The organism is Variovorax endophyticus (assembly GCF_025376855.1).
Taxonomy (GTDB): domain Bacteria; phylum Pseudomonadota; class Gammaproteobacteria; order Burkholderiales; family Burkholderiaceae_C; genus Variovorax.
The window spans coordinates 60568-86168 of record NZ_JAHUTH010000035.1 but is presented as its reverse complement, the minus strand read 5'-3'; the positions used below and the strand labels follow the sequence as shown (position 1 = coordinate 86168).

Annotated in this window: 17 protein-coding genes and 1 riboswitch; of the genes, 6 read left to right on the top strand and 11 right to left on the bottom strand. The window is 72.1% G+C overall.

Translation table 11 applies throughout. The features are described from left to right. Window positions 1-4 precede the first annotated feature (4 nt). The 3 genes from KV106_RS33780 (at window position 5) to KV106_RS33770 (ending at window position 7128) form a co-directional block, all read left to right on the top strand. Window positions 5-3196 (top strand): hypothetical protein, encoded by a 3192-nt coding sequence (locus KV106_RS33780; RefSeq protein ID WP_261215933.1) that lies wholly within the window; start codon window positions 5-7, stop codon window positions 3194-3196. Beyond that, a complete protein-coding gene (locus KV106_RS33775; RefSeq protein WP_261215931.1) occupies window positions 3193-4908 on the top strand; it encodes an SWIM zinc finger family protein in 1716 nt (571 codons plus the stop codon). Before KV106_RS33780 ends, KV106_RS33775 begins: the two co-directional genes overlap by 4 nt. A gap of 279 nt (window positions 4909-5187) precedes the next feature. Next, window positions 5188-7128: a reverse transcriptase family protein gene (locus KV106_RS33770; RefSeq protein ID WP_261215929.1), complete on the top strand. Its 1941-nt coding sequence runs from the start codon at window positions 5188-5190 to the stop codon at window positions 7126-7128. A 45-nt stretch (window positions 7129-7173) separates the two neighbouring features. Here KV106_RS33770 and KV106_RS33765 read toward each other — a convergent pair whose 3' ends face one another. Next, entirely contained in the window at window positions 7174-7758 is a 585-nt protein-coding gene (locus KV106_RS33765) for a PaaI family thioesterase (protein ID WP_261215927.1), read from the bottom strand. A gap of 601 nt (window positions 7759-8359) precedes the next feature. On the opposite strand from KV106_RS33765, the gene KV106_RS33760 reads away from it, so the two are divergent. Then, window positions 8360-9214 (top strand): PA4780 family RIO1-like protein kinase, encoded by an 855-nt coding sequence (locus KV106_RS33760; RefSeq protein ID WP_261215925.1) that lies wholly within the window; start codon window positions 8360-8362, stop codon window positions 9212-9214. Between the two features lie 45 nt (window positions 9215-9259). After that, window positions 9260-10186, top strand: coding sequence for an ABC transporter substrate-binding protein (locus tag KV106_RS33755; protein WP_261215923.1), 927 nt, complete (start codon window positions 9260-9262; stop codon window positions 10184-10186). Between the two features lie 16 nt (window positions 10187-10202). Here KV106_RS33755 and KV106_RS33750 read toward each other — a convergent pair whose 3' ends face one another. The 10 genes from KV106_RS33750 to KV106_RS33705 form a co-directional block, all read right to left on the bottom strand. Beyond that, a complete protein-coding gene (locus KV106_RS33750; RefSeq protein ID WP_261215917.1) occupies window positions 10203-11471 on the bottom strand; it encodes an NUDIX domain-containing protein in 1269 nt (422 codons plus the stop codon). Between the two features lie 37 nt (window positions 11472-11508). Next, a complete protein-coding gene (gene cysS, locus KV106_RS33745) occupies window positions 11509-12891 on the bottom strand; it encodes a cysteine--tRNA ligase (RefSeq protein WP_261215916.1) in 1383 nt (460 codons plus the stop codon). A 182-nt stretch (window positions 12892-13073) separates the two neighbouring features. After that, the gene (locus KV106_RS33740; RefSeq protein WP_409976587.1) at window positions 13074-13532 is read right to left on the bottom strand and encodes a vWA domain-containing protein; all 459 of its coding nucleotides are present in this window, start codon (window positions 13530-13532) and stop codon (window positions 13074-13076) included. Between the two features lie 212 nt (window positions 13533-13744). Then, window positions 13745-14815 carry an ATP-binding protein gene (locus tag KV106_RS33735; protein ID WP_261215914.1) on the bottom strand — a complete coding sequence of 357 codons (1071 nt, stop codon included), beginning with the start codon at window positions 14813-14815 and terminating at the stop codon, window positions 13745-13747. Then, entirely contained in the window at window positions 14812-18624 is a 3813-nt protein-coding gene (cobN, locus tag KV106_RS33730; RefSeq protein ID WP_261215912.1) for a cobaltochelatase subunit CobN, read from the bottom strand. The genes KV106_RS33735 and cobN overlap by 4 nt, the downstream gene beginning before the upstream one ends. Window positions 18625-18626: 2 nt before the next feature. Beyond that, window positions 18627-19688: a cobalamin biosynthesis protein CobW gene (cobW, locus tag KV106_RS33725; protein ID WP_261215910.1), complete on the bottom strand. Its 1062-nt coding sequence runs from the start codon at window positions 19686-19688 to the stop codon at window positions 18627-18629. A gap of 11 nt (window positions 19689-19699) precedes the next feature. Then, window positions 19700-20377 (bottom strand): energy-coupling factor ABC transporter permease, encoded by a 678-nt coding sequence (locus KV106_RS33720; protein WP_261215907.1) that lies wholly within the window; start codon window positions 20375-20377, stop codon window positions 19700-19702. 43 nt (window positions 20378-20420) lie between these two features. Then, window positions 20421-21974: a PepSY domain-containing protein gene (locus KV106_RS33715; protein WP_261215905.1), complete on the bottom strand. Its 1554-nt coding sequence runs from the start codon at window positions 21972-21974 to the stop codon at window positions 20421-20423. A gap of 1 nt (window position 21975) precedes the next feature. Further along, window positions 21976-24171, bottom strand: a complete 2196-nt coding sequence (locus KV106_RS33710; RefSeq protein ID WP_261215902.1) for a TonB-dependent receptor — start codon at window positions 24169-24171, stop codon at window positions 21976-21978. 141 nt (window positions 24172-24312) lie between these two features. Then, a riboswitch (cobalamin riboswitch) is annotated at window positions 24313-24598 on the bottom strand. Between the two features lie 47 nt (window positions 24599-24645). Further along, window positions 24646-24942 (bottom strand): hypothetical protein, encoded by a 297-nt coding sequence (locus KV106_RS33705; RefSeq protein ID WP_057597564.1) that lies wholly within the window; start codon window positions 24940-24942, stop codon window positions 24646-24648. Between the two features lie 245 nt (window positions 24943-25187). Between KV106_RS33705 and KV106_RS33700 the strand changes: the two genes are divergently transcribed. Then, window positions 25188-25592 carry a hypothetical protein gene (locus KV106_RS33700; protein ID WP_261215894.1) on the top strand — a complete coding sequence of 135 codons (405 nt, stop codon included), beginning with the start codon at window positions 25188-25190 and terminating at the stop codon, window positions 25590-25592. The last annotated feature ends 9 nt before the right edge of the window (window positions 25593-25601 follow it).

The window sequence follows — 25601 nt, the reverse complement described above, 5'->3', positions numbered from 1 at the left end:
CCGCGTGAAGCGCATTCGATCCGAGAAACTCACACGAACGAGACCGGGGACATCGGCGGTCACGGAACACGCCACCATCGAACTGTTCGAGCTGCCCGCCGATGCCGGGCACGTGGTGCACCTGAGCAGCAGCCGCGACGGACTGCAGTGGCGCGAGACCGTGCTGACGCCCGCGCCGCTCGCGCTCGACAAGGCGATGGCGGTGTTCGGCGACGCACTGACCGCGCAACTCGCGCGTGGCCTCGCGCTCGAAGGCGCGCCGCTCGTTGCATCGGCACCCGCGACACCGGCCACCGCCTCCTCTTCTGCGGCCGACACCATCCTGCTCAACCGCATCGCGCCCGATGCCTGGCGCCTGCTCCCGCCGCTGCGCCGCGGCCGCACCGTGTGGCGTCTCGGCGAACGCCGGCTCGCTCAGGCGGTGCCGCGCCTGGTCGAGCTGATCGAGACCGGCGACGCGATGCTCGACTACTGCATCGCCTGGGCCATCGGCCGCTGCGGCGACGCGGGCGCCTTCGAGGCGATGGTCGAACTCTCGCGCCGCGCGACCGACCCCAAGGTGACGCGCATCGCGCGCTGGGCCGCACTCGCGCTGTGGCCGGCCGAACGGCGTGCCGCGGAGGCCGAGCGCATCGTCGACGACTGGCCCGGCTCGCTGCGCCGCGCCTGGACCGAGGCGCAGGTGGTGCCGGTGGCCGATGGCGCCGCGCTGCTGCGCGAACGGCTCGCCGATCCCGCGCACTGGCAAAGCCTCGCGCACACCGACTGGACGCAGCAGCTGTTCGAACTCGCACTGCTCGAAGGCCTCGACGAGGACCAGCCCGCCGGCCTGGCGCACCTTGCGCTGCACGATGTGGCGCAGCAGCTGTCGCCGGCCGCGGGCAGCTTCCGCGCCTGGCGCCGGCTCTACAAGGGTGCCGAGTTCGCGGGCGACTACCGCCTGCTGGGCCTGCTGAACCAGCGCATCGAAACGCAGCGCGCGGGCTTTCGCGGCACCAGCCAATGGGCGATGCTCAACGGCCGCTACGTCGACATCGCGAAGGAGATCGTGCGCCCCGACAGCCGGCTCGCGCTGAGCCAGCGCACGCACGACTACCTGCGCCGCCGCACCTGGCGCACCCTGCGCCGGCTCGCGCTGCGCGGTGCGGCCGACGAGCGCGACTGGCTGCGGCTCGCGATGGGCGTGCTGCTCGCGGCCGACGATGCGAACGCGGCCGTCGCGGCGCGCCATGAGGACGCGGGCTGGAACCGCGAGACGCGCATCTGGCACAGCGGACCCTACAGCCGCTGGCTGGTCGTGATGCAGCTGCTGCATCGCCACGACCCCGAATGGACCGCGCTGGCCGGCGGCCTCTACTGGCGCCGCGAAACGCCCCCGGCCGAGCGCCGCGCGCAACGCGGCGAGGCCTGGCCCGAGCGCTGGGACCGCCATCCCGAGGCGCTGCTGCAGCTGATGCAGCAGTCGCGCTGTGCCGGCGTGCATGCCTTCGCGGCGCGCGCGCTGCAGGACAACCGCAGCTTCTGCCAGGCACTCGATGGCGCCCAGCTGCGCGAGCTGCTCGCGAGCACCTGGAGCGACACGGCGCGTTTCGCCCTGGCGCTGGTGCGCGAGCGCATCGAGGCCGGTGAGCCTGCCGGCTCATGGCTCGTGCCGCTGATCGATTCGCCACTCGACGAAGCACGCCGCCATGCGCTCGACCTGATCGCCGAGGACCCGGCGCGCTACAGCCGCGACGTCAAACTGCTGCTGCGCCTGCTGGTCTCGGCCGACGCCGAGGTGCGCCGTGCCTCGCGCCTGCTGCTGCAGGCCGCGGCCGGCCAGCCCGAGGCCGCGGACAGCTTCGACGCACTGTGCACCGCGCTGCTCGACTGGCTCGCGCGCTGCGATGCGCAGGCGCCCGAACTCGCAGCCATCTGCGAGAACCTGCAATGGGCGCTGCAGAACCCGCTGCGCGAAGCCGGCGCGAAGGCGCCGCTGAGCGCGCTGCTGGCCTTGTTCGACCACGCGAGCCCCGACGTGGTCGCGCTCGCGGCCGAGTGGCTGCTGCTGCATCCGGCGTCCGTGCAGGGCCTGCCGATCGAGGTGCTGACGCGATTGCTGCAGTCGGACGACGAACGGCTGCGCGGCGCCGGCGTGCGCCTGTTCACCGCGCTGCCCGACGACACGCTGCTCGCGCAGCCCGCGCTCTTCGCCGTGTTCTGCGCCAGCCCGATGCCGCGCGTGCGCAGCGCGGTCGCGCCCAAGCTCGCGCAGCTGCTGCCTGGCCATCCGGACTTCGGCGCGGCGTTGATGCCGATGCTGCGCGACGAGCTGTTCCGCACCGAGGCGGCCGAGGGCGTGTTCGATTCGCTGCTGCAGTGGCTGTGCGGGCCGCTGGCCGCGCACACGCGCGCGGGCGACAGCGCCACCACCGTGCGGCTGCTCGAGGCGCGCAGCAAGGGCGCGCAACGGCTGGGCGCCTGGCTGCTGCCGCAGCAGCCGGCCGAGGCCTTCGACGTGCTGCAGACCGCGAGCCTGGGGCTGGTCGATGCCGCCGCCGCGCGGCAATGGGCCTGCGAACAGCTCGCCGCGCAACCCGAGCGCACGCTCGCGCAGCTCGACGACGCGCTGCGCATCTTCGACAGCCGCTGGGACGACGCGCTCGCCTGGGCGCGCCAGTGGTTCGCGGCGCAGGGCCAGTCGCCGCAATGGACGCCCGCGCTGCTGGTGCGCCTGTGCGACCACAAGGATCCCGGCGCGCAGCGCCTGGGCCGCGAGCTGCTGACGGCGCATTTCGAACTCACCGACGTCACCACCTACATGCTGCAGCTGAGCCAGCATCCCTCGAGCGGCATGCAGCTGTTCGTGACCAACTGGCTGGCGGCCGCCGCGGGCGGCAAGCCCGAGGTGCTGGCGCGGCTCGAGCCCTACTTCCTCACCGTGCTGTCGCAGGCCAACCGCGGCCGGCTCGCGAAGGCGCGCGTCAGCGAATTCCTCGCGGCGCAGGCCGAGCAGTCCGAAGAGGCGGCGCGCATCGTCGCGCGCGTGTTCGCGCGCCAGGCCGTGAGCGGCGCCATCACCGAGCGCGCCCGCTACGTGGCCGGCCTGCGCAGCATCCAGCAACGCTATCCGGCGCTCGAGAACCCGCTGCAGGCCGCGCCCGTGCGCGCCGTCGCGCCGCGCCGGGCCGCCGTCGCCGGAGGTCCCGCCGCATGAAGTTCCAGTACCGCTATTTCGGCCACTCGGGCGCGCAGCAGACGCCCACCAGCACCGCGCTGCAGTTCGCGCCCGACACCCTGCGCGCGCCCGTGCACTTCATCGGCGAGGTCAACCGCCACCTGCCGTTTCGCGAAGGCATGTCGGCGCTGCACGACGTGGTGGTGGGCGACCTGCGCTTCCAGCCGCGCGACAAGAGCGCCTACCTCGAATGGCTCGCGAGCCAGGAAGGCGAGCTGCTCGCGCAGTACATGGCGCGCAGCGACGAGCTCAAGGCCCGCATGGCGCCGCTGCGCGAGGAGCTCGACGTGCTGCGCCAGCGCAAGTCGGCCATGCTGCAGCCCTTCTACAAGGCGCAGAAGCGCTACTTCGACCACCTCTACAAGGTCAACCGCGAAGCCTGGTTCGTGCTCGACCCAGTGATCACGGTGCATCCCGACCGCGTGTTCTTCGAGTGCTTCAGCCAGGACGAGTCGAGCTACGGCATGTTCTCCTGCGGCCACGAGGTCTTCGACCGCGTGAGCGACCATGCCTTCGGCACCACCAACGTCGACTACTCCGAGTCGCTCTACGACGAGTTCCAGAAGATCCGCGACTACAAGGCCACGCGGCTGGCGATCGATCCCGGCGGCTTCCAGGTGCAGAGCGGCAACGACCCGGCCTTCCACGAACCGAAGATCGAGGTGCCCGACAGCTGGGTGCGCGGCTTCCTGCAGGTCAGCAGCGCGATGCTGTTGCCCGCGCACCGGCTGCAGCTGCACCCGATGGACGTGCACAACATCTGCCTGGTGCTGCGGCGGCGCAAGGAGCGCGCGGGCCCGCGCTCGCTGCGCTTCATCCTGCGGCCCGGGCAGCCGGTGCGCATCCTGTTCGAGCCCTGGGGCCATGAACTCGTGTGCCCGCGTTCCTCGCACGACGCGCCCGCCGACATCGACATCCGCGTCTGGGGCCGGCGCCGGCTGCTGCAGCTCGAACGGCTGGTGCCGGTGGCGCAGGGCTTCACGGTGCACCTGCTGGGCACCGGCATGCCGAGCTTCTGGGTCGCGCGGCTGCCCGACATGGAGTTCACGCTGGGCCTGTCGGGCTGGACCGCCAACGACTGGTCGCGCAACGGCCACTTCGAGCTGCTGCAGCCGCGCCACGACGTCGACCAGGACAGCCTGCTGCGCGTGTTCGCGGCGCTGGGCGAACGCTGGCGCGCCACCACCGCCGAGCTGGCCGCGGCCACCGGGCTCTCGCCGCTCACGGTCGAGTCGGCGCTCGGCGGCTATGTGCAGGCCGGGCGCGTGGTGTACGACATCGCGCACGGCGTGTGGCGCCTGCGCGAACTGAGCCGCGAGCCGCTGCCGATGGAGCGGCTGCGCCATGCCAGCCCCGAGGAAGCGGCCGCGGCCGAACTGGTGCAGGCCGGGCGCCTGAAGGACACGAAGGTCGAGGCTCGTGCCGATGGCGGGCTGCTGCTCAGCGGCCTGTGCGGCACCAAGTCCTCGCGCCAGTATCAGGTGCGGCTGCAGCTCGATGCCGACCAGCGCGTGGCCACCGGCGAATGCCAGTGCGACCACTTCATCCGCCTGCGCATGACGAAGGGGCCGTGCGAACACATGCTCGCGCTGCGCCTGGCCACGGCCTCGGCCGCGCTGGCCCTTGGCACCACCGCGGGCGCACCGACGCCCGCGAGCTACACGGAAGAAAGGACTGCAAGCATCGGCTGATACACTGGTTTTGCGAACGGGGCGGGAAGGCTCTTGCAATCCGGATGGCGCATCGCCATCCTCGATCTCAGCACTTCCCAGGCTTCACTGGACATCTCTTCACTGTGCCGTACGCGCATGGTGGCGCGATGACGGTGCGGCTTCTTCGAAGCTCATCGCGCCACCATGCGCGTACGGCGTCGAGTGGAGCTGTCCAGTCCTCAGGCTCTTCGACGAGATTCCCGTCCCGTTCGCATCTTTTTTCTTCCAGTGCATCGGTCCATGCGGCGCACACCGCCCATGACCCACCCCCCTCCCTCCTCCGTACCCGATTCGGCGCTCACGCGCGAGCAGCTCTATGCGCGCATCCGCGCGAGCTCCAAGCAGGAGGTCGTGCTCGAGGAGATGCAGCGCCTGGGCTTCTGGCCGCGCGACACGGCGCAGCCCACGGTCGAGGCGCAACTGATCCGCCGCGAGGGCGAGCTGCAGGCCGCGCTGAGCGAACTCGGCAACGAGCTGCGCGGCATCGAGGACCGCGAGACCGCGCTCAGGGCCATGCGCAAGGAACGCATGGCGCGTGCGCGCGAACGCCGCGAGGAAACGCGCCAGCGGCTCGCGCAGCAGCGCCATGCGCGCGCGCTCGACTGGCACGGCCGGCGCCAGCGCGAGCTGCTGTACCTGGGCGAAGGCGTCTCGGGCGGGCTCAACGAGGCGCGCAGCGACGAGCAGGCGCTCGCGCGCCATGCGCTGCCGGCGCTGCACGACGCCACCGACCTCGCGCGCGCCATGGGCCTGGAACTCGGGGAACTGCGCTTCCTGGCCTGGCACCGCGAGGTCGCGCGCGTGAGCCACTACCAGCGCTTCACCGTGCCCAAGAAGACCGGCGGCGAACGCCGGATCTCGGCGCCGATGCCGCGGCTCAAGCGCGCGCAGTACTGGGTGCTCGACAACGTGCTGGCCAAGGTGCCGGTGCACGAAGCGGTGCACGGCTTCCTGCCGGGCCGCTCGACCCTCAGCAATGCCGCGCCGCACGTGGGGCAGGCGGTGGTGGTCAACCTCGACCTCCAGGACTTCTTTCCCTCGATCGGCCTGCGCCGCGTGCGCGGCGTGTTCCGCCAGCTCGGCTACTCGCCGCAGGTCGCGACCCTGTTCGCGCTGCTCGCGACCGAGGCGCCGACCGACGAGGTCGAGCTCGACGGCGAGCGCTACTTCGTCGCGCGCGGCGAGCGCGTGCTGCCGCAGGGCGCGCCCACCAGCCCGATGCTCACCAACCTGCTGTGCCGCCGGCTCGACGCGCGGCTGGCCGCCTGCGCCGCCAAGCTGGGCTTTCGCTACACGCGCTATGCCGACGACCTGAGCTTCTCGGCCGATGCCGAGCATGGCCGCGATGTCGGCAAGCTGCTGTGGCGCGCCAAGCAGATCGTGGCCAGCGAGGGCCTCGTGGTGCATCCCGAGAAGCAGCAGGTGATGCGCCGCCACCAGCAGCAGCACGTGACCGGCATCGTGGTCAACGACAAGCTCTCGACCGACCGCGACACCTTGCGGCGCTTTCGCGCCGTGCTGCACCAGGCCGAACGCCACGGTCCGCAGGGGCTGCACTGGAACGGCCAGCACGACGTGGTCGCCGCGCTGCGCGGCTATGCGAACTTCATCGCGATGGCCGATCCCGCGCGCGCCGAGCCCTACCTGCGGCGCGTGAAGGCATTGGCCGCGAAGCATGCGTCGGCGCCCGCCGTCGCGCCGGCGCCGGCCCGCGCGCCGCTGCCCGCGGGCCATTTCCGCCAGCAGTCGGCCGCCGGGCTCGCGCCCCTTCCCACGTGGTGGCAGCCCGCGCGCGCGCCCGAGCCGGTGCTCGAGAAGACGCCCGAGCAGATCGCGGCCGAGAAGAAGGCGAAGCGCGAGGCCGAACGCGAACGCCAGCGCGCGCAGGACGAGGCACGGCGAGTCGAACAGGCACCGCCACGCAACGACATGCGCACGGCCGAGCCCGCCGCGGCCGCGCAACCCGCGAAGCCGCGCAGCGCGCTGTCGCTGCTGGGCCTGTGGGTCAGCATCGCGATACAGGGCACCTACGTGCTGGGCTTCCTGCTGTCGCTGCGCGATGCCTGGCTGATCGGCCTCGTGACGGGCGCGATCTGGGTCGCCAACATCTACCAGCGCAAGGCCGGCTGGATGCGCTTCTTCATCGCGCTGATCGCCGGCTCGGGACTCTCGGCGGTGCTGCGCAAGATGCTGGCCTGACAAGGCCGGCCCCAAAAGCGAATCGCCCCGAAGGGCGATTCGCTTCTAGGACGCAGCCGATGTCGACGGCCTCGACACGGCGGCGGGCGCCGGCGCGCGCATGTCGAACAGCCGGCACTCGGTGGTGGCCTTGGCATACAGCGTACCGTCCGGCCCCATCAGGCTGGCTTCGGCCAGCGCCATGCGGCCTTCGATGCGCGTGACGGTGGCCTCGGCGCGCACGCGCCGCACGTCGAGCGTGAGGCCCTTCACGTAGCGGGTCTCGAGGCTGGCGGTGGTGTAGACCTGCCCCGGCGGCAGCGATGCGAGCACCGCGCAGCCCAGCGCCGAATCGAGGATCGAAGTCATCCAGCCGCCATGGATGGTGCCCATGGGATTGAGGTATTCGCGTTGCGGCGTGCCCTGGAACACGGCCGAGCCCGGGCGTGCCGCGATGGCATAGAAGCTCAGGTGCTTGGCGAACTCCGCATAGGGAAGCTGCCCGTTCATCATCGCGTGCATGACTTCGAGGCCGCTCTTGCCGACGAGCTGCGCGGGCCGTGCCACGCCGACACCGGGACCCGAATTAAGCAATTCGACTACCTCGCGTTCCTCGGCAAGCCACAGGTCCAGTCGTTGTTCAGGCGTCATTTGAAAAGATCTCGAAAGCGGTGCGGATCGGATCGAGAGAAGCGGCACGCGAGGGTGCGTTCTCATGCATCTTCTTGTGGCGACCAGTTTAGCAATTGCATGCTGCGAAGACGATGGTTTCGGGCGTCCGCGCCACGCATTCCTTGTCGAATCCTGAAGCCATGTGCGATAGGTGGCGCTGTCGCGCGCCGAACACAGCGCCGGCCTCGTGCCAACAACCTGCTTCACAGTTGCCGCGCATGCGACTACATTCGCAACCCTCGACAACCACGCACCACAGGAGGTACGCAATGAACAAGCCAGTCCTTGCCCCCACCACCGTCTCGGTGCCCGGCCGCTCGACCGCATTGCGCGCACGCCGCTGATGCCTTCGCCTCGCTGAGCGTCGCAGCCCCCGCGCTGCACGCGACGCAGCCCCGCCCGAGATTCGCCAAGCCCGCCGCGCGCGCCATCGCGTGCGGCGCCCGGTCTTTCGTTTCCGAATCAAGGTGCCCACACCCATGCTCGATACAGCAGCCGCGCACGCGCGGCATCGTTTCGTTTTCTCTTTCACCCTGCGCTTCGCCGCGCTCGCTTCCTTCACGAAGAAGGAGGCCGCGCAGTGAAGATCCCGCCCCGACTCCAACCCCTGGTCGACGAAGGCCTGATCGACAGCGTCAGCCGCCAGCTCATGAGCGGCAAGGAGGCGATGGTCTACGTCGTGCACAGCGGCGACGAAGCCCGTTGCGCCAAGGTCTACAAGGAGGCCGACAAACGGGCCTTTCGCCAGGCCGTGGACTACACCGAGAACCGCAAGATCCGCAACTCGCGCGAGCGCCGCGCCATCGCCAAGGGCACGCGCTTCGGCCGCCGCATGACCGAGAGCCACTGGCAGAGCGCCGAGGTCGATGCGCTCTACCGGCTGGCCGACGCGGGCGTGCGCGTGCCCGAGCCCTTCGGCTTCTGGGAGGGCGTGCTGCTGATGGAGCTCGTGACCGATGCCGAGGGCGCGGCCGCGCCGCGGCTCAACGACGTCGAGTTCACGCCCGACGATGCGCGGCGCCATCACGCCACGCTGGTGCGCGAGGTGATGCGCATGCTGTGCGCGGGCATCGTGCACGGCGACCTCTCGGAGTTCAACGTACTGCTCGGCGCGGAGGGCCCGGTGATCATCGACCTGCCGCAGGCCGTCGACGCCGCGGGCAACAACCATGCGCAGCGCATGCTGCTGCGCGACGTGGCGAACCTGCGCGAGTTCTTCGGCCGCTTCGCGCCCGAGCTGCACGAGACGCGCCATGGCGAGGAGATCTGGCATCTCTATGAGCGTGGCCTGCTGCGGCCCGAAACCCCGTTGAGCGGCGCGCCGCCGCGCGACGCCGGGCCGGTCGACCTCGGCGAGGTGCTGCGCGCAGTAAACGATGCGCGCGCCGAGGAGGCGCTCCGGCGCGAGCGGCTGGCGAACCGGGGCGAGCCCTGAGCCCGGCGGCGACAATCGGCGCAGTCCCGCCTTCCTTCCGCCCCGATGTTCCAGTCCCCCGACCTCGCGCCCTCCCCGCGTCCCGCGCGCCACTTCGCCTCGGCGCTCTCGCTGGCCGCGGCCTTCGCGCTCGGCGGACCCGCGCTGGTCCATGCGGGCGTGCGGCTCGACGACGACCGCGGCAGCGTGCTCGAGCTGCCGGCGCCCGCGCGGCGCATCGTCTCGCTGATGCCCTCGCTGACCGAGACCGTCTGCGCGCTCGATGCCTGCGACCGCCTGGTGGGCATCGACCGCCATGCCAACTGGCCGGTGGCGGTGCAGCGGCTGCCGCAGGTGGGCGGCATCGACGACGCGAACATCGAGCGCATCGTCGCGCTCAAGCCCGACCTCGTTCTGCTGCGCCCGCGCAGCCGTGCCGCAGAACCGCTCGAACGGCTCGGCATCCGCGTGCTGGCGCTCGATGCCAAGACCCATGCCGACATGCGCCGCGTGATGGAGACCGTGGCGCGCGCCACCGGCCAGCCCGGCAAGGGCGAGGCCTACTGGCGCCGGCTCGATGCCGGCCTCGACGCGGCACGCGCGCGCGTGCCCGCTGGCTGGCAGGGCCGGCGCGTCTATTTCGAGGTGCATGGCGGCATGGCGGCCGCGAGCGAGAGCTCCTTCATCGGCGAGACGCTCGCGCGCCTGGGCCTCGCGAACGCGGTGCCCGGCACGCTGGGGCCGTTTCCGAAGATGAGCCCCGAGTTCGTGGTTCGCGCCGATCCCGACGTGCTGATGGTGTCGGCGCTCGGCGAGCTGTCGGCGATGGCCGCGCGGCCCGGCTGGTCGGCGATGAACGCGATCAAGCGCGGCCGCGTCTGCAGCTTCGCGGCGGCGCGCTTCGACCTGATGACGCGGCCCGGTCCGCGGCTGGACGAGGCGGCCGATGCGATCGTCGACTGCCTGGTGCGGCTCGGCGATCCACGCTCCTGAGGACGGCGGGCCGCGCTCAGTCGGGCGCGTGGCGCACGACGAAGCCGCGCGCAGGCGCGATCCATTCGACCGCCGCATCGTCGGGCCACGCCACGGCCGCGCCCTGCGCGTTGCCCGAGAACAGCATGCGCTCCTCGACCAGCAGGAAGCGCCGTGCTGCGGCCTCGTCGCCGTCCAGCACCCGCAGCGTCGCGCCGCCGAGGTCCAGCGATTCCCCGGTCTTCGGCGCGACCGCACGTGCCTCGGGCCAGCCGGTGGCCGATGCCTCGCCGCGCGTGGCCAGCACCCAGCGCACCGGCCCGGGCGCCGCGGCGCGCAGCGCCTCGCCAGGCACCGGATCGATCAGCGCCCACCCTTCGTCGCCTCCGACGAAATGGCTGTGCGTTCCATCGCCGCCCGTCACACGCCACACGCGCGCCGACAGCCGCATCGAAAGCCCCGCCTCGTGCGCATAGCGCCCGCCGCCCTGCCCGTCGGGATCGACCAGCGCCACCTCGTCGTAAGGCGCCTCGTCCACGTTCACCGGCCGCCGGCCTGCGGGCCCGTCGGCCAGCCGCGGCATGTTGAGACGCACGCGCGCACGGGCGCGCGCCTGCGCGAGGCAATCGGCCACCGAGGCGAAGCCCGCGAGCTCCAGCAGCACGCGCCGCGTCACGTTCATCAGCTTGAGCCCGAGTGCCGGGCTCGCGGCCTCGGCCGGCGGCAGCCAGCGGTGCTCGACGATCTCGAAGCCGTCGACCTGCACCTCCTGCCCGGGCGGCATGGCCGCAACGAAGAAGCGCGTGTCGAAGCGGCGCGGCATGCCGGGCGGCGTGAGCCAGTGGCTGAAATAGGCAAACTGGTCGACCGCGAGGCGCCAACCCTGGGCGTCGCACAGCGCGAGCAGCGCCTCGGTGCTGTCGGCCACGGCGGCGCGCATCGCGGCCAGCCGCTCCGGATCGATGCGATCGAGCGCGACCAGCGCGCCGTCGGCGTCGTTCGCGAACAGCACGCCGGCCTCCTCGAAGCATTCGCGCACCGCCGCGGCGTAGTAGTCGAGGCCGCCCGCGGGCAGCGCGAGCCGCGCGCTCGCGGCCGCGTCGTCGAGCCCGGCACAGCGCGTGTGCAGCTCGCGGTCGTGCGCGTCGACCACGCCGCCCGGGAACACGCTGGCACCGCTGTTCTGGTCGTCGGGCTTGTCGGCCCGGCGCAGCATCAGCACCTCGAGGCCGCCGGGCCCGTCGCGCAGCAGGATCAGCGAGGCGGCGGTGCGGATCGGGCGTGGCGTGGGCGGCGTGGCGTTCATGGGAAGCGATTGTCGGTCCGCGGCTGCCGGCCTGCTGTCACCCGCGTCCACGGCTGAGCCGGGGCCCGGCCGCGCCGTCCTCGACCTGCCAGCCCTGTGCGCGCAAGTCCTCGCGCAGCCGGTCGGCCCGGGCCCAGTCGCCCGCGGCACGGGCCTCCAGCCGCTCCTGCGCCAGGGCCGCGATCGCCTCGGGCACCGCGTCGCCCTCCTCGCGCCATTCGGCCAGCCCCAACCCCAGCACCGCCTCGAACACATCGGCCGTGGCGCGCCGCGTCGGCGCCGGCAGGTCGCTGCGCACCAGTTCCCACAGCACGGCCAGGCCGCGCGGCAGGTTCAGGTCCTGCTCGACCTCGGCGCGAAAGCGCGCGACGAAGCCCGCATCGGCCATGCCGCCCCCCGGCCAGCCCGCATAGGCGCGGCGCAGGCGGTCGAGCGCCGACTGCGCGCCCGCGATCGCGGCCTCGTTGAAGCGCAGGCTGCTGCGGTAGTGCGCGCCCAGGCACAGGTAGCGGTAGGCCAGCGGATCGATGCCGCGGTCGACCAGCGTCTGCAGCCGCACGAAGTCGCCGTCGGACTTCGACATCTTCACGTCGTCGTCGAGCGTGAGGAAATGGCCGTGCAGCCAGAAGTTGGCGAGCCGCGTGCCGTGGCAGGCCTGGGTCTGCGCGATCTCGTTGCTGTGGTGCACGCCGATGTGGTCCTCGCCGCCGCAGTGGATGTCGAACCAGGGGCCGAGGTAGCGCGCCGACATGGCCGAGCACTCGATGTGCCAGCCCGGGAAGCCGCGGCCCCAGGGGCTGTCCCATTCCATCTGCCGCTGGGCGCCGGGCGGGCTGAACTTCCAGAGCGCGAAGTCGGTGGCCGCGCGCTTGTCGCCCATCGCCACGCGCTGGCCCGCGCGCAGGCCGGCCTTGTCCAGCCGCGCGAGGTGGCCGTAGTCGTCCTGCTTCGAGGTGTCGAAGTAGATGCCGTCGGCGGTGCGGTAGGTGAAACCCTTGCGCTCGAGCTCGGCGATGAAGGCGAGCTGCTCGGGGATGTGGTCGGTGGCGCGCGGCCATTCGGCGGGCTCGCGCAGGTTCAGCGCGCGCCAGTCGGCGCGGAAGGCCGCGGTGAAGCGCTCGGCGATGGCCCAGGCCGATTCGCCCGCGCGCCGGCTGCCCTTCTCCATCTTGTCCTCGCCCTCGTCGGCGTCCGAAACCAGGTGGCCGACATCGGTGATGTTGACCACGTGCCGCACCTCATGGCCGCCGAACTCGAGCACGCGGCGCAGCAGGTCCTCGAACACGTAGGTGCGCAGGTTGCCGATGTGGGCATGGTCGTAGACCGTGGGACCGCAGCAGTAGAGCCCCACCGGGCCGGGGCGCAGCGGAACGAAGGGGCGCAGGGAGCGCGACCAGGTGTCGTGGAGGACGAGGGACATGCGTGTGGACTCTCGAGGTCGTTGCAGAAAACAAAAAGGCCACCGGTCTTGCAACGGGTGGCCATCGGGCATGCGGGTTCGCGCGAAGTCGCTCTAGCCGCCATCTCCCCATGGCTGAGCGCGACAGCAGGTGCCGGCGATGTGGAGGAAAGGACGCGTGAGCATGGTCGGCATCCTAGCCGCTAGGCCTGCCGCGGGTCAAACGCGGCCGCGTCGAGGTAGCGTGCGTCCCACGCCGCGGCCAGCGACTGCGCGCGATGCAGCGGCACGCGCGCGGTCTCGAAGCCGACCACGCAGGCCACGTCGGCCGACCCGGGCCGCGCGGGCGACTCGGCGCTGCGGCCATCGGTCAGCAGCCAGAGCCAGCGCCGGCGATCGGCATGGCGCTCGAGCAGTTCGTCGGCGCGCTGCACGCCCAGCGCCAATGGCGTGCCGCCGCCGGCGCCGATGGGCGCGATCCAGTCGTCGTTCCAGGCGCTGGCGCGGCGCGGCGGCAGCCGCAGCTCGACCATCGAACCCGCGAAGCACAGCAGCGCGACATGGTCGCGGCGGCGGTAGGCCTCGTCCATCAGCGCGAGCAGCAGGCCCTTGGCGCGCGCGAGGCTGCCGTCGTTGCGCATCGAGGCCGAGGCATCGAGCAGGAAGCAGTGCAGCGCGCCCTCTCGCGTCTCGCGCGGGCGGCGGCGCAGGTGCTCGCGGCGCAGCGGGCCGGCACCGCGCGCGGCGAGCGTGCGCGGCCAGTCGAGCGCCGCGTCGGCGGCGGCGATGCCATGCCAGGCTTCGCGGCCCGGTCCCGATGACGCCTGCCTCCGGTCACCCTGGCGCGCGCCAGCGGGTGCGGTGTTCCGGAGGCTCAGGCTTTTTTTGCGAGCGAGGCGGCCGGGATCAGCGGACGCAGCGGCTTGACGCGGGCGACGCCGACGGGCTCGGGGGGCAGTGCGCCCCAGTCACCGTCGCCGGTATCGACTCCTTCATCGATGGCGTTTTCACCCTCGGCGGCCGATGGCGGTGGCGCGCTCGGCGCCTGCGCGGGCGGCGTCGCCTCCACGCCCGGCTTGCGCCGGTGCAACAGCACGGCCTCGGCCACGCGCCGCACATGCTCCTCGCCGATGGCCTCCGCCCCTTCGAGCGCGGCCAGCGCGCGCGCCGCGCGCAGCATCACGAGGTCGGCGCGCAGGCCATCGACCTGCGCGGCGATGCACAGCGCGCCCACGGCCTCATGCACCGCATCGCCATACGGCAGCGCGGTGGCATCGGCCAGCGCCGCGCGGGAGCGCCGCAGCGACGCGGCGAGCTCGGCCTCGGCCGCCGCATGCCGCGCGCGAAAGCCCTCGGGATCGCTGTCGAAGGCCAGCCGCGCGCGCACCACGGCCTGGCGCTCGGACGGGTCCTCGAGGTTGCGCAGCTGCACGCAGAGGCCGAAGCGGTCGAGCAGCTGCGGGCGCAGGCTGCCCTCCTCCGGGTTCATGGTGCCCACGAGCACGAAGCGCGCGGCATGGCGGTGCGAGATGCCGTCGCGCTCGACCGCGTTGACGCCGCTGGCGGCCGCGTCGAGCAGCGAATCGATCAGCGCATCGGGCAGCAGGTTGATCTCGTCGACATAGAGCACGCCGCCATGGGCGCGCGCGAGCAGGCCCGGCGCGAACTTCAGCGCATGGCCGGCCAGCGCCTGGCCGAGATCGAGCGTGCCCACCAGGTGCTCGAGGCTGGCGCCCAGCGGCAGGGTGACGAAGGGCGCGCCGGGCAGCAGCTCGGCCAGCGCGCGCGCGGCCGTGGTCTTGGCGGTGCCGCGCGGGCCCTCGATCAGCACGCCGCCGAGCGCGGGATCGGCCGCGGCCAGCAGCAGCGCCTCGCGCAGCCGGGGCTGGCCGGCGATGGCGGAAAAGGGGAACGACGCCGGCAGCGGCGCGGCTTGGGTGGTCATCGCGTATGTCCTTCCATCCGCTGCTCGTGCGCGAGCAGCAGGTTCTCGATGCGTTCGCGGTAGTCGCCGGGCGACTGCCAGAGGCCGCGCTGCATCGCCTCGAGCAGGCGGCTCAGCATGTCGTGCAGCGCGCGTGGATTGTGCGTGTCGACGAAATCGCGGTTGTCGTCGTCGAGCACGTAGGCGTCGGCCACCATCGCGTACTGGTGGTCGCCGACCACGCGCGCGGTGGCGTCGAAGCCGAACAGGTAGTCGACCGTGGCCGCCATCTCGAAGGCGCCCTTGTAGCCATGGCGGCGCGCGCCCGCGATCCACTTGGGATTGACCACGCGCGCGCGCACCACGCGGCCGATCTCCTCCTTGAGCGTGCGCACGCGCGGTGCCTGCGGATTGCCATGGTCGCCGTGGTACATGGCCGGCTGGCTGCCGCTCAGGTGGCGCACGGCGGCGACCATGCCGCCCTGGAACTGGTAGTAGTCGTTCGAGTCGAGCAGGTCGTGCTCGCGGCTGTCCTGGTTCTGCAGCACCACGTTCATTTCGCCGAGGCGCCGCACCAGCGCCTCGGTGGCGGGCACGCCCTCGCTGTCCTGCCCGTAGGCATGGGCGCTGCCGCCGACATAGGCGCCGGCGAGGTCGTCGTCGCTCTGCCAGTCGCCGCTGTCGAACAGCGGCTGCAGGCCCGAGCCGTAATGGCCCGGCGCCGAACCGAACACGCGCCAGCCGGCCTGGGTGCGCGCGGCCTCGGGCGGCAGGCCGCCGGCCTCGAGCGCGGCGGCCTCGCGCAGGATGCGCGCGCGGATCGGGTTGCGTTCGGCATCCTCGTCCTCCTGCGCGGCCACGGCCTGCACGGCCGCGTCGAACATCTGCACCGCGGCCGGGAAGGCATCGCGGAAGAAGCCCGAGATACGCAGCGTGACGTCGATGCGCGGACGCCCGAGGCCGACCGTGGGCAGCACCTCGAAGTCGACCACGCGCTGGCTGCCCGCGGCCCACTTCGGCCGCACGCCGATCAGCGCGAAGGCCTGCGCGAGGTCGTCGCCGCCGGTGCGCATGGTGGCCGTGCCCCAGACCGACAGGCCGATGCCCGCGGGATAGTCGCCATGCTCCTGCAGGTGGCGCTCGACCAGCTGGGCGGCCGACTTGAGGCCCAGCATCCAGGCGGTGGGGGTGGGAATGGCGCGCGTGTCGACCGCGTAGAAGTTGCGCCCGGTCGGCAGCACGTCGGGCCGGCCACGCGAGGGCGAGCCGCTGGGCCCGGGCGGCACGAAGCGGCCCCGCAGCGCGCGCGACAGCTGCAGCAGCTCCTGCGCGCCGCAGGCATCGAGCGCGGGCGCGAGGCGCTCGGCGATGCGCCCCAGCACGGCGGCGGTGCGCGGCATGCCGGCCGGGCATTCGCCCGCTTCGACGAGCCGCGTCGCCAGCAGCTCGAGCCGCTCGCGCGTGTCGCCCTGGTGGCGCCAGGGGTCGTCGCTCACCGCCTGCAGCAGCGCGGGCCGCGCGCCCTGCCAGGGTTTCGCGGGCTCGATGTCGAGCGGATCGAAGTGCTCGCCGGGCAGCAGGTCGTGCGACAGCGCACCAAGCAACCCCGCATCGGCGCCGCTGCCATCGCCCGCCGGATAGCGCGCCAGCGCCAGCAGCGTGTCGCGCCGCAGCCGGCCCTCGGGCGAGGCGCCGAACACATGCAGGCCGTCGCGGATCTGGGTTTCCTTGAGCTCGCAGAGGTAGGCATCGACGCGCGCGAGCACGGCATCGTCCTCGGCGCCCGCCGCATCGAGCTCGTCGACCAGGTGCTGGGCGCGCACGGCCGCGAGGATCTGGGCGCGCAGCACGCGCGCGCGGCGCGCGTCGACCAGCAGCGCGTCGTAGTACTCGTCGACCTGGCGCTCGAGGTCCTGCATCGGGCCGTGGTTCTCGGCGCGCGTGAGCGGTGGCATCAGGTGGTCCACGATCACGGCCTGGGTGCGGCGTTTGGCCTGCGCGCCCTCGCCCGGGTCGTTGACGATGAAGGGATAGACGTTGGGCAGCGGCCCGAGCACCGCGTCGGGCCAGCAGGCCTGCGTCAGCGCGATGCTCTTGCCCGGCAGCCATTCGAGGTTGCCGTGCTTGCCGACATGCACCACCGCGTCGATGCCGAACACGTCGCGCAGCCAGAAGTAGAAGGCCAGGTAGCCGTGCGGCGGCACGGCCTCGGCGTCGTGGTAGCTCGCATAGTCCTGCGAGCCCGAGAGGTTCAGCGCGCGCGCGGGCTGGATGCCGACGAAGACCCGGCCCAGCCGCAGGCCCGCGATCATGAAGCGGCCCTGGCGCAGCATCGGATCCTGCTCGGGCGGGCCCCAGCGTTCGTCGATGGCCGCGGCCATGCCTTCGGGCAGCGCGGCCAGCCGCGCGCGGTAGTCGGCCAGCGCGTAGCTCTGCCAGGCGGGCCGCGCGGGCCATTCGCGCGGGTCGTTGGCGATGCTCTGCTGCAGGGTCTGCATCAGGCTGTCGCCATCGGCCGGCAGCGCCTTCGGATCGCCGAGCGCATAGCCCTCGGCGTGCAGCGTTGCTAGGATCGCAATCACCGAGGCCGGCGTGTCGAGCCCCACACCGCTGCCGATGCGGCCCTCGCTGCCCGGGTAGTTGGCGAGCACCAGCGCGAGCCGCTTGTCGGCCGCCGGCAGGCTGCGCAGGCGGCACCAGCGGCGCGCGAGCTCGGCCACGAAGGCGACGCGGTCGGGCTCGGCGCGGTAGCCGACCACCTCGGTCTGCGTCAGCTCGCAGCGATGCAGCAGGCCCTTGAAGCTCACGGCGCGCGTCACGATGCGGCCGTCCATCTCGGGCAGCGCGACCTGCATCGCGATATCGCGCGGCCGCAGGCCCTGGCTGTCGGCCAGCCAGTCCTCGCGGTTGCCGCCGCTCACGATCACCTGCAGCACGGGCGCGTCGCCGGCCAGCGCGAGCTCACCGCCCTCGCCGGCGTCGTGCCCCAGCGCCGCGAAGGCGGTGGTGTTGAGCACCAGCTGCACCGCGTGCGTGGCGCAGAGTTCGCGCAGCGCCGACAGGCACAGCGGGTCCTTGAGCGAATCGAGCGCCAGCGGCAGCGGGTTCAGGCCCTCGGCCTGCAGCGCCTCGGCCAGCGCGTCGAAGGCGGCCGTGTTGCCCGACAGCAGGTGCGAGCGGTAGAACACCAGCGCCACCACCGGCGCGCCGGGCCGCCAGCGCGCGCGCAGGTCGTCGATGCCGGGCACGGCCGAGGTGGCGGGCAGCCCCGGCACGTGCAGCGCCACCTGCGGCAGGCTGCGCGGCGGCAGCGGCTCGTCGCCATGGCGCAGGCCATGGAAGGCCACCGCGCGCAGGAACTGCAGCGCATTGGCCGGGCCGCCCGCGCGCAGGTACTGCCACAGCCGGTGGCAGACGGCGCGCGGCGCGGTGCTGCGCGCGAGCAGGTCCTCGTCCTCCTGCAGGTCGCCCGAGAAGATCGCGAGCTGCTGGCCGTGCCGGCGCGCGAGCTGCTCGAGCTGCTGCAGGCCGTAGGGCCAGGCCGAGGCCGCGCCCAGGTGGTCGACCACCACCACGCGCGCATGCCGCAGCACCTCGTCGGCATAGAGGTCGAACGAGGCCGGCTGGCGCAGGTACATGAGGTTGGCCAGCCGCAGCGAGGGATAGCCGGGATCGCTGGCCGCGAGCGCGCCGCGCGCGGCCGACAGCAGGGCCAGCGTGGTGTCGGCCGAGCTGAGCACCACGATCTCGCCCGGCGTCTGGTCGAGCCGGGTGACGACGCCCGGGTCGTCCTCGACGAAGCGTCCGGGCTGGGTGCTCAGCAGATGCATCGTCAGGCCGGCAGCGCCGCGCCCTCGAGCACCTCGCGCAGTGCGGCCTCGTCCAGGTCCTCGCCGATGAAGACCAGTTGCGTGCGCGGTGCCTCGCCGTCGCGCCAGCGGCGATCGAAGTGGTGGTCGAAGCGCCGGCCCACGCCCTGCACCAGCAGGCGCATCGGCTTGCCCGGCACGGCGACGAAGCCCTTGACGCGGTAGATGGTGTGGCGCTCGACCAGCGCGGCCAGCGCGGCCAGCAGCCGCTCGCGGTCCATCGCGGGCAGGTCGATCACCAGCGAGTCGAACTCGTCGTGGTCGTGGTCTTCCTCGTGGTCGTGGTGGCTCTCGCGCAGGTGGATGGTGGTCTCGGCCGCGCGGCCCTGGCCCAGCAGCAGCGCGAGCGGCAGCTTGCCCTCGGTGGCCGTCACGATCTTGACCTCGGGCGGCAGTTCCTCGCGCACCAGCGCCTCGACGCGCGCGCGCGCGGCCTCGTCGAGCAGGTCGGCCTTGTTGAGCACCACCAGGTCGGCGGCCGAGAGCTGGTCCTCGAACAGCTCGTGCAGCGGCGACTCGTGGTCGAGGTTGGGGTCGGAGCGGCGCTGCGCATCGACCGCCACCGGGTTCTCGGCGAACTGGCCCGCCGCGGCGGCCGGGCCGTCGACCACGGTCACGACCGAGTCGACGGTGAAGACGTTGGCGATGTCGGGCCACTGGAAGGCCTGCACCAGCGGCTTGGGCAGGGCCAGGCCCGAGGTCTCGATCAGCACGGCATCGAGCTGGTCGCGGCGCTCGGCGAGCTGCAGCATCACGGGCAGGAATTCCTCCTGCACGGTGCAGCAGACGCAGCCGTTCGCGAGTTCGTAGAGCGCGCCCTCGCGCTCGTTGCCCTCGTCGTCGCAGCCGATGCCGCAACCGCGCAGGATCTCGCCGTCGATGCCGAGCTCGCCGAACTCGTTGACGATCACCGCGATGCGGCGGCCTTCGGCGTTGCCGAGAATGTGGCGCATCAAGGTGGTCTTGCCGCTGCCGAGGAAGCCCGTGACGATGGTGACGGGGATTTTTGCGTTGCTGGTGGTCATGGAGATTTCTTTCAGGCGCCGGTGTAGAGGCGACGTTCGACGAAGGCCGAGCCCTGCAGCCGGCGCCAGGCCTTGGCACCGGCGAGCACGCCGAGGTCGACCAGCGGCTCGACCAGCACCACCGTCATGTAGGCGGCGCCGAAGCTGGCGATCTCGCCGAGGTTCGCGAGCCCGGTGCCGCGGCCGTAGAGCGCCCAGAAGCCGACCCACACCACGATGCCGCCCTGGTAGGCCACCGACAGCTTGAAGGCCTCGCGGTAGCCGATGTCCACATAGGCCAGTTTCTCGGGAATGATGCGGCGCGCCAGCACCGCGGTGGCGAACAGCGGCACCAGCAGGGTCGTGACGTTCATGCCGTACTGCGGCAGGTCCTGCGGCTCGAAGAACAGGCCCTGCACCAGCAGCCCGCCCGCCAGGCCGATGGCCGCGGGCGCGAGCCCGAACACCAGCAGCAAGGTGGTGCCGAGGATCAGGTGCACTTCCGATACACCCACCGGGTGGTGCGGCAGCACCTCGAAGAAACAGAACACCAGCGCCACGGCGATCGCCGAGCGCAGCGCCAGGGCGACCAGGCCGTCCTTCAGCAGGGTGTCGAAAGCGACCTTGCCCGTGTAGGCGAGCGCCGCGGCGCCGGTGGCATAGCTGAGAAAGATCTTGGTCGTGTCGACGAGACCGGGTTCGATGTGCATGGAACAGCTCCTGGAGGGCACCGCAGTGCGAAAGTGGATTGGATCATGGACGCGCGAGCGCCACGGTGGGAGAACGCGTGCGCGGCCGCAGCCGGCGCCAGCCGATCACCACGCCGCTGGCCGAGGCCACGGCGCCGACGATCGACAGCAGCCACACCACCAGGTCCCACGCCGGCCGGTACTGGATCAGCCAGGGGAAGTCGAGGCTGTGGGCCGCGTTGAACAGCCAGCGCCGCAGCCGCGCATTGCGGTCGCTGCTGCCGGCCAGCTGGCCGTTGGCCGGGTCGATGTAGAGCCGGGTGCGCGCGGGGTCGTCGAACTCGAGGCGCCAGACCGGCAGCACGCGCTCGCGGTGGTGGCCGTACCAGTGGAAGTCGTAGGCGGTCTGCAGCACGGCCTGGCTCACCGTGGCGCCGGGGCGCAGCCGGGCGGCCGCGCGCACGATGTCCTCGCGCGCGATCGAGGCCGGCGCGCCGCTCGCGGCATCGAGCACGCGCACGCGTGCCTGCGCATCGCGCAACTGCAGCAGAGGCCGGCCGTCGAACCATTGCAACAGCGCCTCGCGCGGTGCAGCGGCGCCCTCGCCCGCCGGCGGCATGGCGGGCGGCCACGGAAAGGTCGATATCTCGCCGCCGGTGTAGCGCGCCATCGCGGCCGCGTCGACCGGGTTGCGCTCGAACCAGCGGTTCGGGTTCATCGAAAGCCAGCCGCTCGCGATCCAGGTCAGCACGAAGAAGCCGCCGACCAGGCCCGCGATGTGGTGCCAGGCCATCCAGCCGGTGTAGGGCGTGACGGACCCGTTGCGGAAGCGCCGGCGCAGCCGGAGGCGCAGGATCCCGATCACGATGCCGGTCACGGCCGAGACGATGCAGGCGGCCGAGAGCCACACCACCACGTCGTGCCACAGCGGCGGATCGGCGCGCAGCGGCGTGAAGTAGATCCAGTGCGGCACCGAGCCGAGCCAGTTCCAGAAGCGCTCGGAGCGCGTGGTGTCGCGCACCACCTCGCCGGTGCGCGCCGACACGTAGAGCTCGGTGCCGGCCGCGTCGTTGAGTTCGATGCGGTGCAGCGGGCGCAGCGGATTCAGGCCCTGCGGCACGGTCCACTGGTCGCGCTCGAACGTCTCGGCCCAGCGCGCCGCGGGCTGGCCCGAGAAGTCGCGCGCCACCGCCTCGGCCTGCGCGGCGTCGGTGCCGGCCAGCAGCCGGCCGTCGCGCGCCGACACCGCATGGCGGCCGCCGCGCGCATCGACGATGCGCCACACCGGCTGCGGCTGCGCGCCGCCCTGCATCTCGAGCGCGACGCGGCGCGGCGGCTGCTGGCGCGCTGCTTCGGGCAGGGCCTCGAGCGCGGCCACGGGCGAGACCCGGGCCTGGCCGACGTCGAGCGCGCGCAGGCCCGCGAGCCGCTCGCCCTCGGTGAGCGTGGGATAGCCCACGTACATCATCACCACGCCCGAGACGAACCACATGACGAACAGCAGGCAGCCGCCGATGCCGAGCCAGCGGTGGGTCCAGTAGAGCCAGTGGCGCACGAGCGGCCACGCGCGCTGCCAGGCAGTGCGGTCGGCGCGGGCGCGGCGCGCGGCGTGCGTCATCTCAGAAGTTCACCAGCGCCGACAGCTCGAAGGAGCGCGGACGGCCCAGCAGCCACTGGTTGCCGCTGTTCGAGAACGACAGCGGATAGCGGCGGTCCCCGAGGTTGTAGCCGCGCAGCGCGAGCTTGAGCGACTTGTTGGCCTGCCAGCTCACCGAGGCGTCGGCCACGGTGTAGGAGCCGATCTTGCGCGAGTTGGCCGCGTCGACCTGGCGCGAACCGACGTAGCGCACACCGAACTCGGCCTCCCACTGCGGCAGGAAATGCCAGTGCAGGAACACGTTGGCCGCTTCCTCGGGCACGCCGAACGGCGTGTTGCCGGCGCGCGAGACCAGCCGGCCGCTGACGACCTCGTTGAAGTCGTCGTAGCGCGCGCGCAGCTTGGCCGCATTGGCCTCGAGCCGCAGCGTCGGGGTCAGCGCGAGGTCGAGCGTGGCCTCGATGCCCTCGGACGACTGCTTGCCGACCTGCTGCGAGACGGTGGGGTTGTTCTGGTCGCGCGACAACAGCTTCTTCTTCTCGATGCGGTAGGCCGCCACGGTCCAGGCGCCGCGGTTGTCGGCCAGCTGGCGCTTGTAGCCGACCTCGACCTGGTTGCCGGTGCTGAGGTCGAACGGCGCCTGCGTGGTCGAGGTGCTGATCAGCGAGGTCAGCGGATCGGCCGCGTGCGCCAGCTGCGCATAGAAGGACTGCGAGGCATCGGGCGCATACACCGCGCCGATGCGGCCGGTGGCGTACTCGAAGGTCTTCGTGAGGCTGTTGGCCGCGTTGGCCAGGTCGGTGCGCGCCACCTTCGCATGGTCCCAGCGCAGGCTGGTGACCAGCGACCAGCGCTCGTCGAAGGCCAGCTTGTCCTCGGCGAACACGGCATAGGTGCTGGTGCGGGTCCGGTAGCGCGGCAGGTAGGGCGACGGCGACTGGTAGTAGCCGGGCAGGAAGACGAAGGGGTCGACCACCGAGCGGCCGCCGTAGGGCGAGTCGCTCGAGTTCAGGAAGTCGATGCGGTTCACGTCGAAGCCCACCAGCACCTGGTTCTTCATGCCGAACAGTTCGTGCCGGAAGGTGGCGTCGGTGCGGTTGCCGACCTGCTCCTGGTCGTGGCCGATCTCGAGGTAGTCGCCGCGCGTCACGCGGCGCGTGGCGGCATTGAAGGTGTAGGTCTCGCTGTTGCGCCAGTGGCGCTGGCTCGCGAGCCGGTAGAGCTGGTTGTGCACGGTGACGGCATCGCTGGGCGTCCAGAGCGCGTCGAGGCGGGTCCACTTGTCGTCGTACTTGAGCTCGGCGTCGTCGACGTTGTAGTTCTGGCGCAGGGTCCGGCCGTCGAGGCGCCCGTCGATCAGCGGCACGCCCTGGTAGCGCTGCGGCGACTGGCGGCCCTCGTCGTGCGACAGGGTGAACTGCAGCTCGGGCGAGACGTCCAGCCGCAGCGCACCACCGACGGCCAGGCTCTCGCCCTCGCCGCGCGCCATGAAGCCGTGGGTGGCGCGGTGGCTGATGTCGAAGCGGTACGAAAGCTTGTCGTTGATCGCGCCGCCGCTGCCGAAGGCGGCCTGGCGCGTGGCGTCGGAGCCGTAGCTCAGCAGCGCCTCGTTGTGGACCGGTCCGCGCGTGGGCTTCTTGGGCACCACGTTGATCGCGCCGCCGATCGCGCCTTCGCCGTACATGACCGAGGCCGCGCCGCGCAGCACCTCGATGCGGTCGACCGACCAGGTGTCGAACGGGAAGGTGACGGTGCCCGCGCCCGCGAACAGCCGCGTGCCGTCGAACAGTTGCATCACCGAGCCATGGCCCGAGAAGCCGCGCGCGGCCATCGAAGTGCTGCCGTTGCCCGGCGCGGGCGAACCCGTGATGCCGGTGGCGCGGGTGGCCGCCTCGATGACGGAGACGTCGCCGCGCGCGCGGATGGTCTCGCCGGTCAGCACCTCGATGCTGGCGGGCGTCTCGAGCGGCGTGAGGCCGAGGCGGCTGCCGGTCTGCGTGGGCTCGGCGAGCGACAGCGCGGTCTGGGCACCGGCCTCGACCTGCACCGGCGGCAGGCTGGGGGCGGCCTGCTGCGCGAAGCTGCTGCCGGCGCCGAAGGCGAGGCCGATGGCGGCGGACATGCCGCCGAGGCGGCGGGCGGCGGGGCGACCCCGGTGGCGGTGCGGGCGGCGGCCGGCCGCGCCCGTGCGATCGCCCGACGGCGATGCGTGATCCATGTGACTTCTCCTCCGACCCGCGTCCCCGCAGGTTCTCTGACCGAACGTGGACACGGCGGGAAGTCGATCGATGGCCGGGACCGGCGGCGGGAAAAGCAAGCGCTTCGCCGGCCGGCGGCCCGGACACGCACTCCCGCAGCGTCCGAGGCGGTGACGAAGGCCGGTATCCGGGCTCGCGGAGCGCAGCGGCGCGCAGTCGATACTGCAGCGCCGTTGCGGAAGCCCTCGCCTTCCCACGCCTTGGGGGCGCAGTGGCTGCCGATGCCCTGGGGGCATGGCGTAAGGACGTCCAGATCCGCTGACCGTTGCGGGGGCAGCGCAGGAATGGAGGCGTCGATCCGTGAACCGACGCGTCGCACCTGCTTCCCGTTTAACCCCGTGGCCATGGCATGCATGGCTGGCGGGGCACCTTCGAACCGTGGTGCCGGTGCGTCCTTCCTTCCTCGGAAGAATGGCCGCACCGAACGGCGGGAATTATAGGGAGCGGGTGCGCGCGGGCTCGTCGGGCGTGCGGGTGTCCTGCGGCCGGCCGGGGCCTTCGGTGCCGAACAGCCGGCGCAGCACGCTGACGCCGGCCACCAGCGCGTTCGAATAGCTGGTGTGCGGCTCGATGGCCGCTTCGAGCGGCAGGTAGGAATGCACCGCGCCCTCGCCCGCGGCATCGTCGACCGCCTCCATCAGCACCCAGTAGAACTCGCCGGGCTCCAGCTCGTGGACGGTCAGCGCGAGGTTGCGGGGCGACGGCGACAGGGTGGCGGGGATGGTGTTCACGCGAAGCTCTGGAAGGTGGGCGTTGGCGATGATGGGGGCGCGCCGCCGGGATCGTGGACACGCCCTGTCACAACGCGCGTGTACTCGATCACGTTCACCGCCGGCGAAAACCCTGTGGGCCTCCTGCGACGGGCGTTGGCGCCCACCGTTCCCAGCTCCCGGGCTTCTCCTACATGCGAGTGCCGGTGCGCGGCCTAGTTTCGAAGCGGATCAGCAGCCAGCCAAGACACACAGGAGGCCCCCCAATGAAGCAGTTCAGCCTGGAATCGCGGATGACATCGAGCATCGGCGGCGCGTTCTATCCCACCGGCTACTCGATGGTGATGTTCCCGAGCGCGGAGGACGCCGACCGGATCGGCCGCCAGCTCATCGAACAGGGCGTGAGCGGCGACGACGTCTACCTGCTGCCGCCCGCCACCGTGCTGGCCGAGATCACCCCGACCGTGAAGGAGGCCGACAACCCCCTGCCCTCGGCCGGCACCGATGGCGCGACCGTGCGCGCCTACACCAAGCTCGCGCGCGAGGGCCACACGGCGCTGCTGGTACGCACCGAGGAACAGGAAGACGCCGAACGCCTGATGGACGTGGTGCGCACGGTGCCGTACTCGATCGCCCAGCGCTATCGCATGCTGGTGATCGAGGACCTCTAGAAAAAGCGC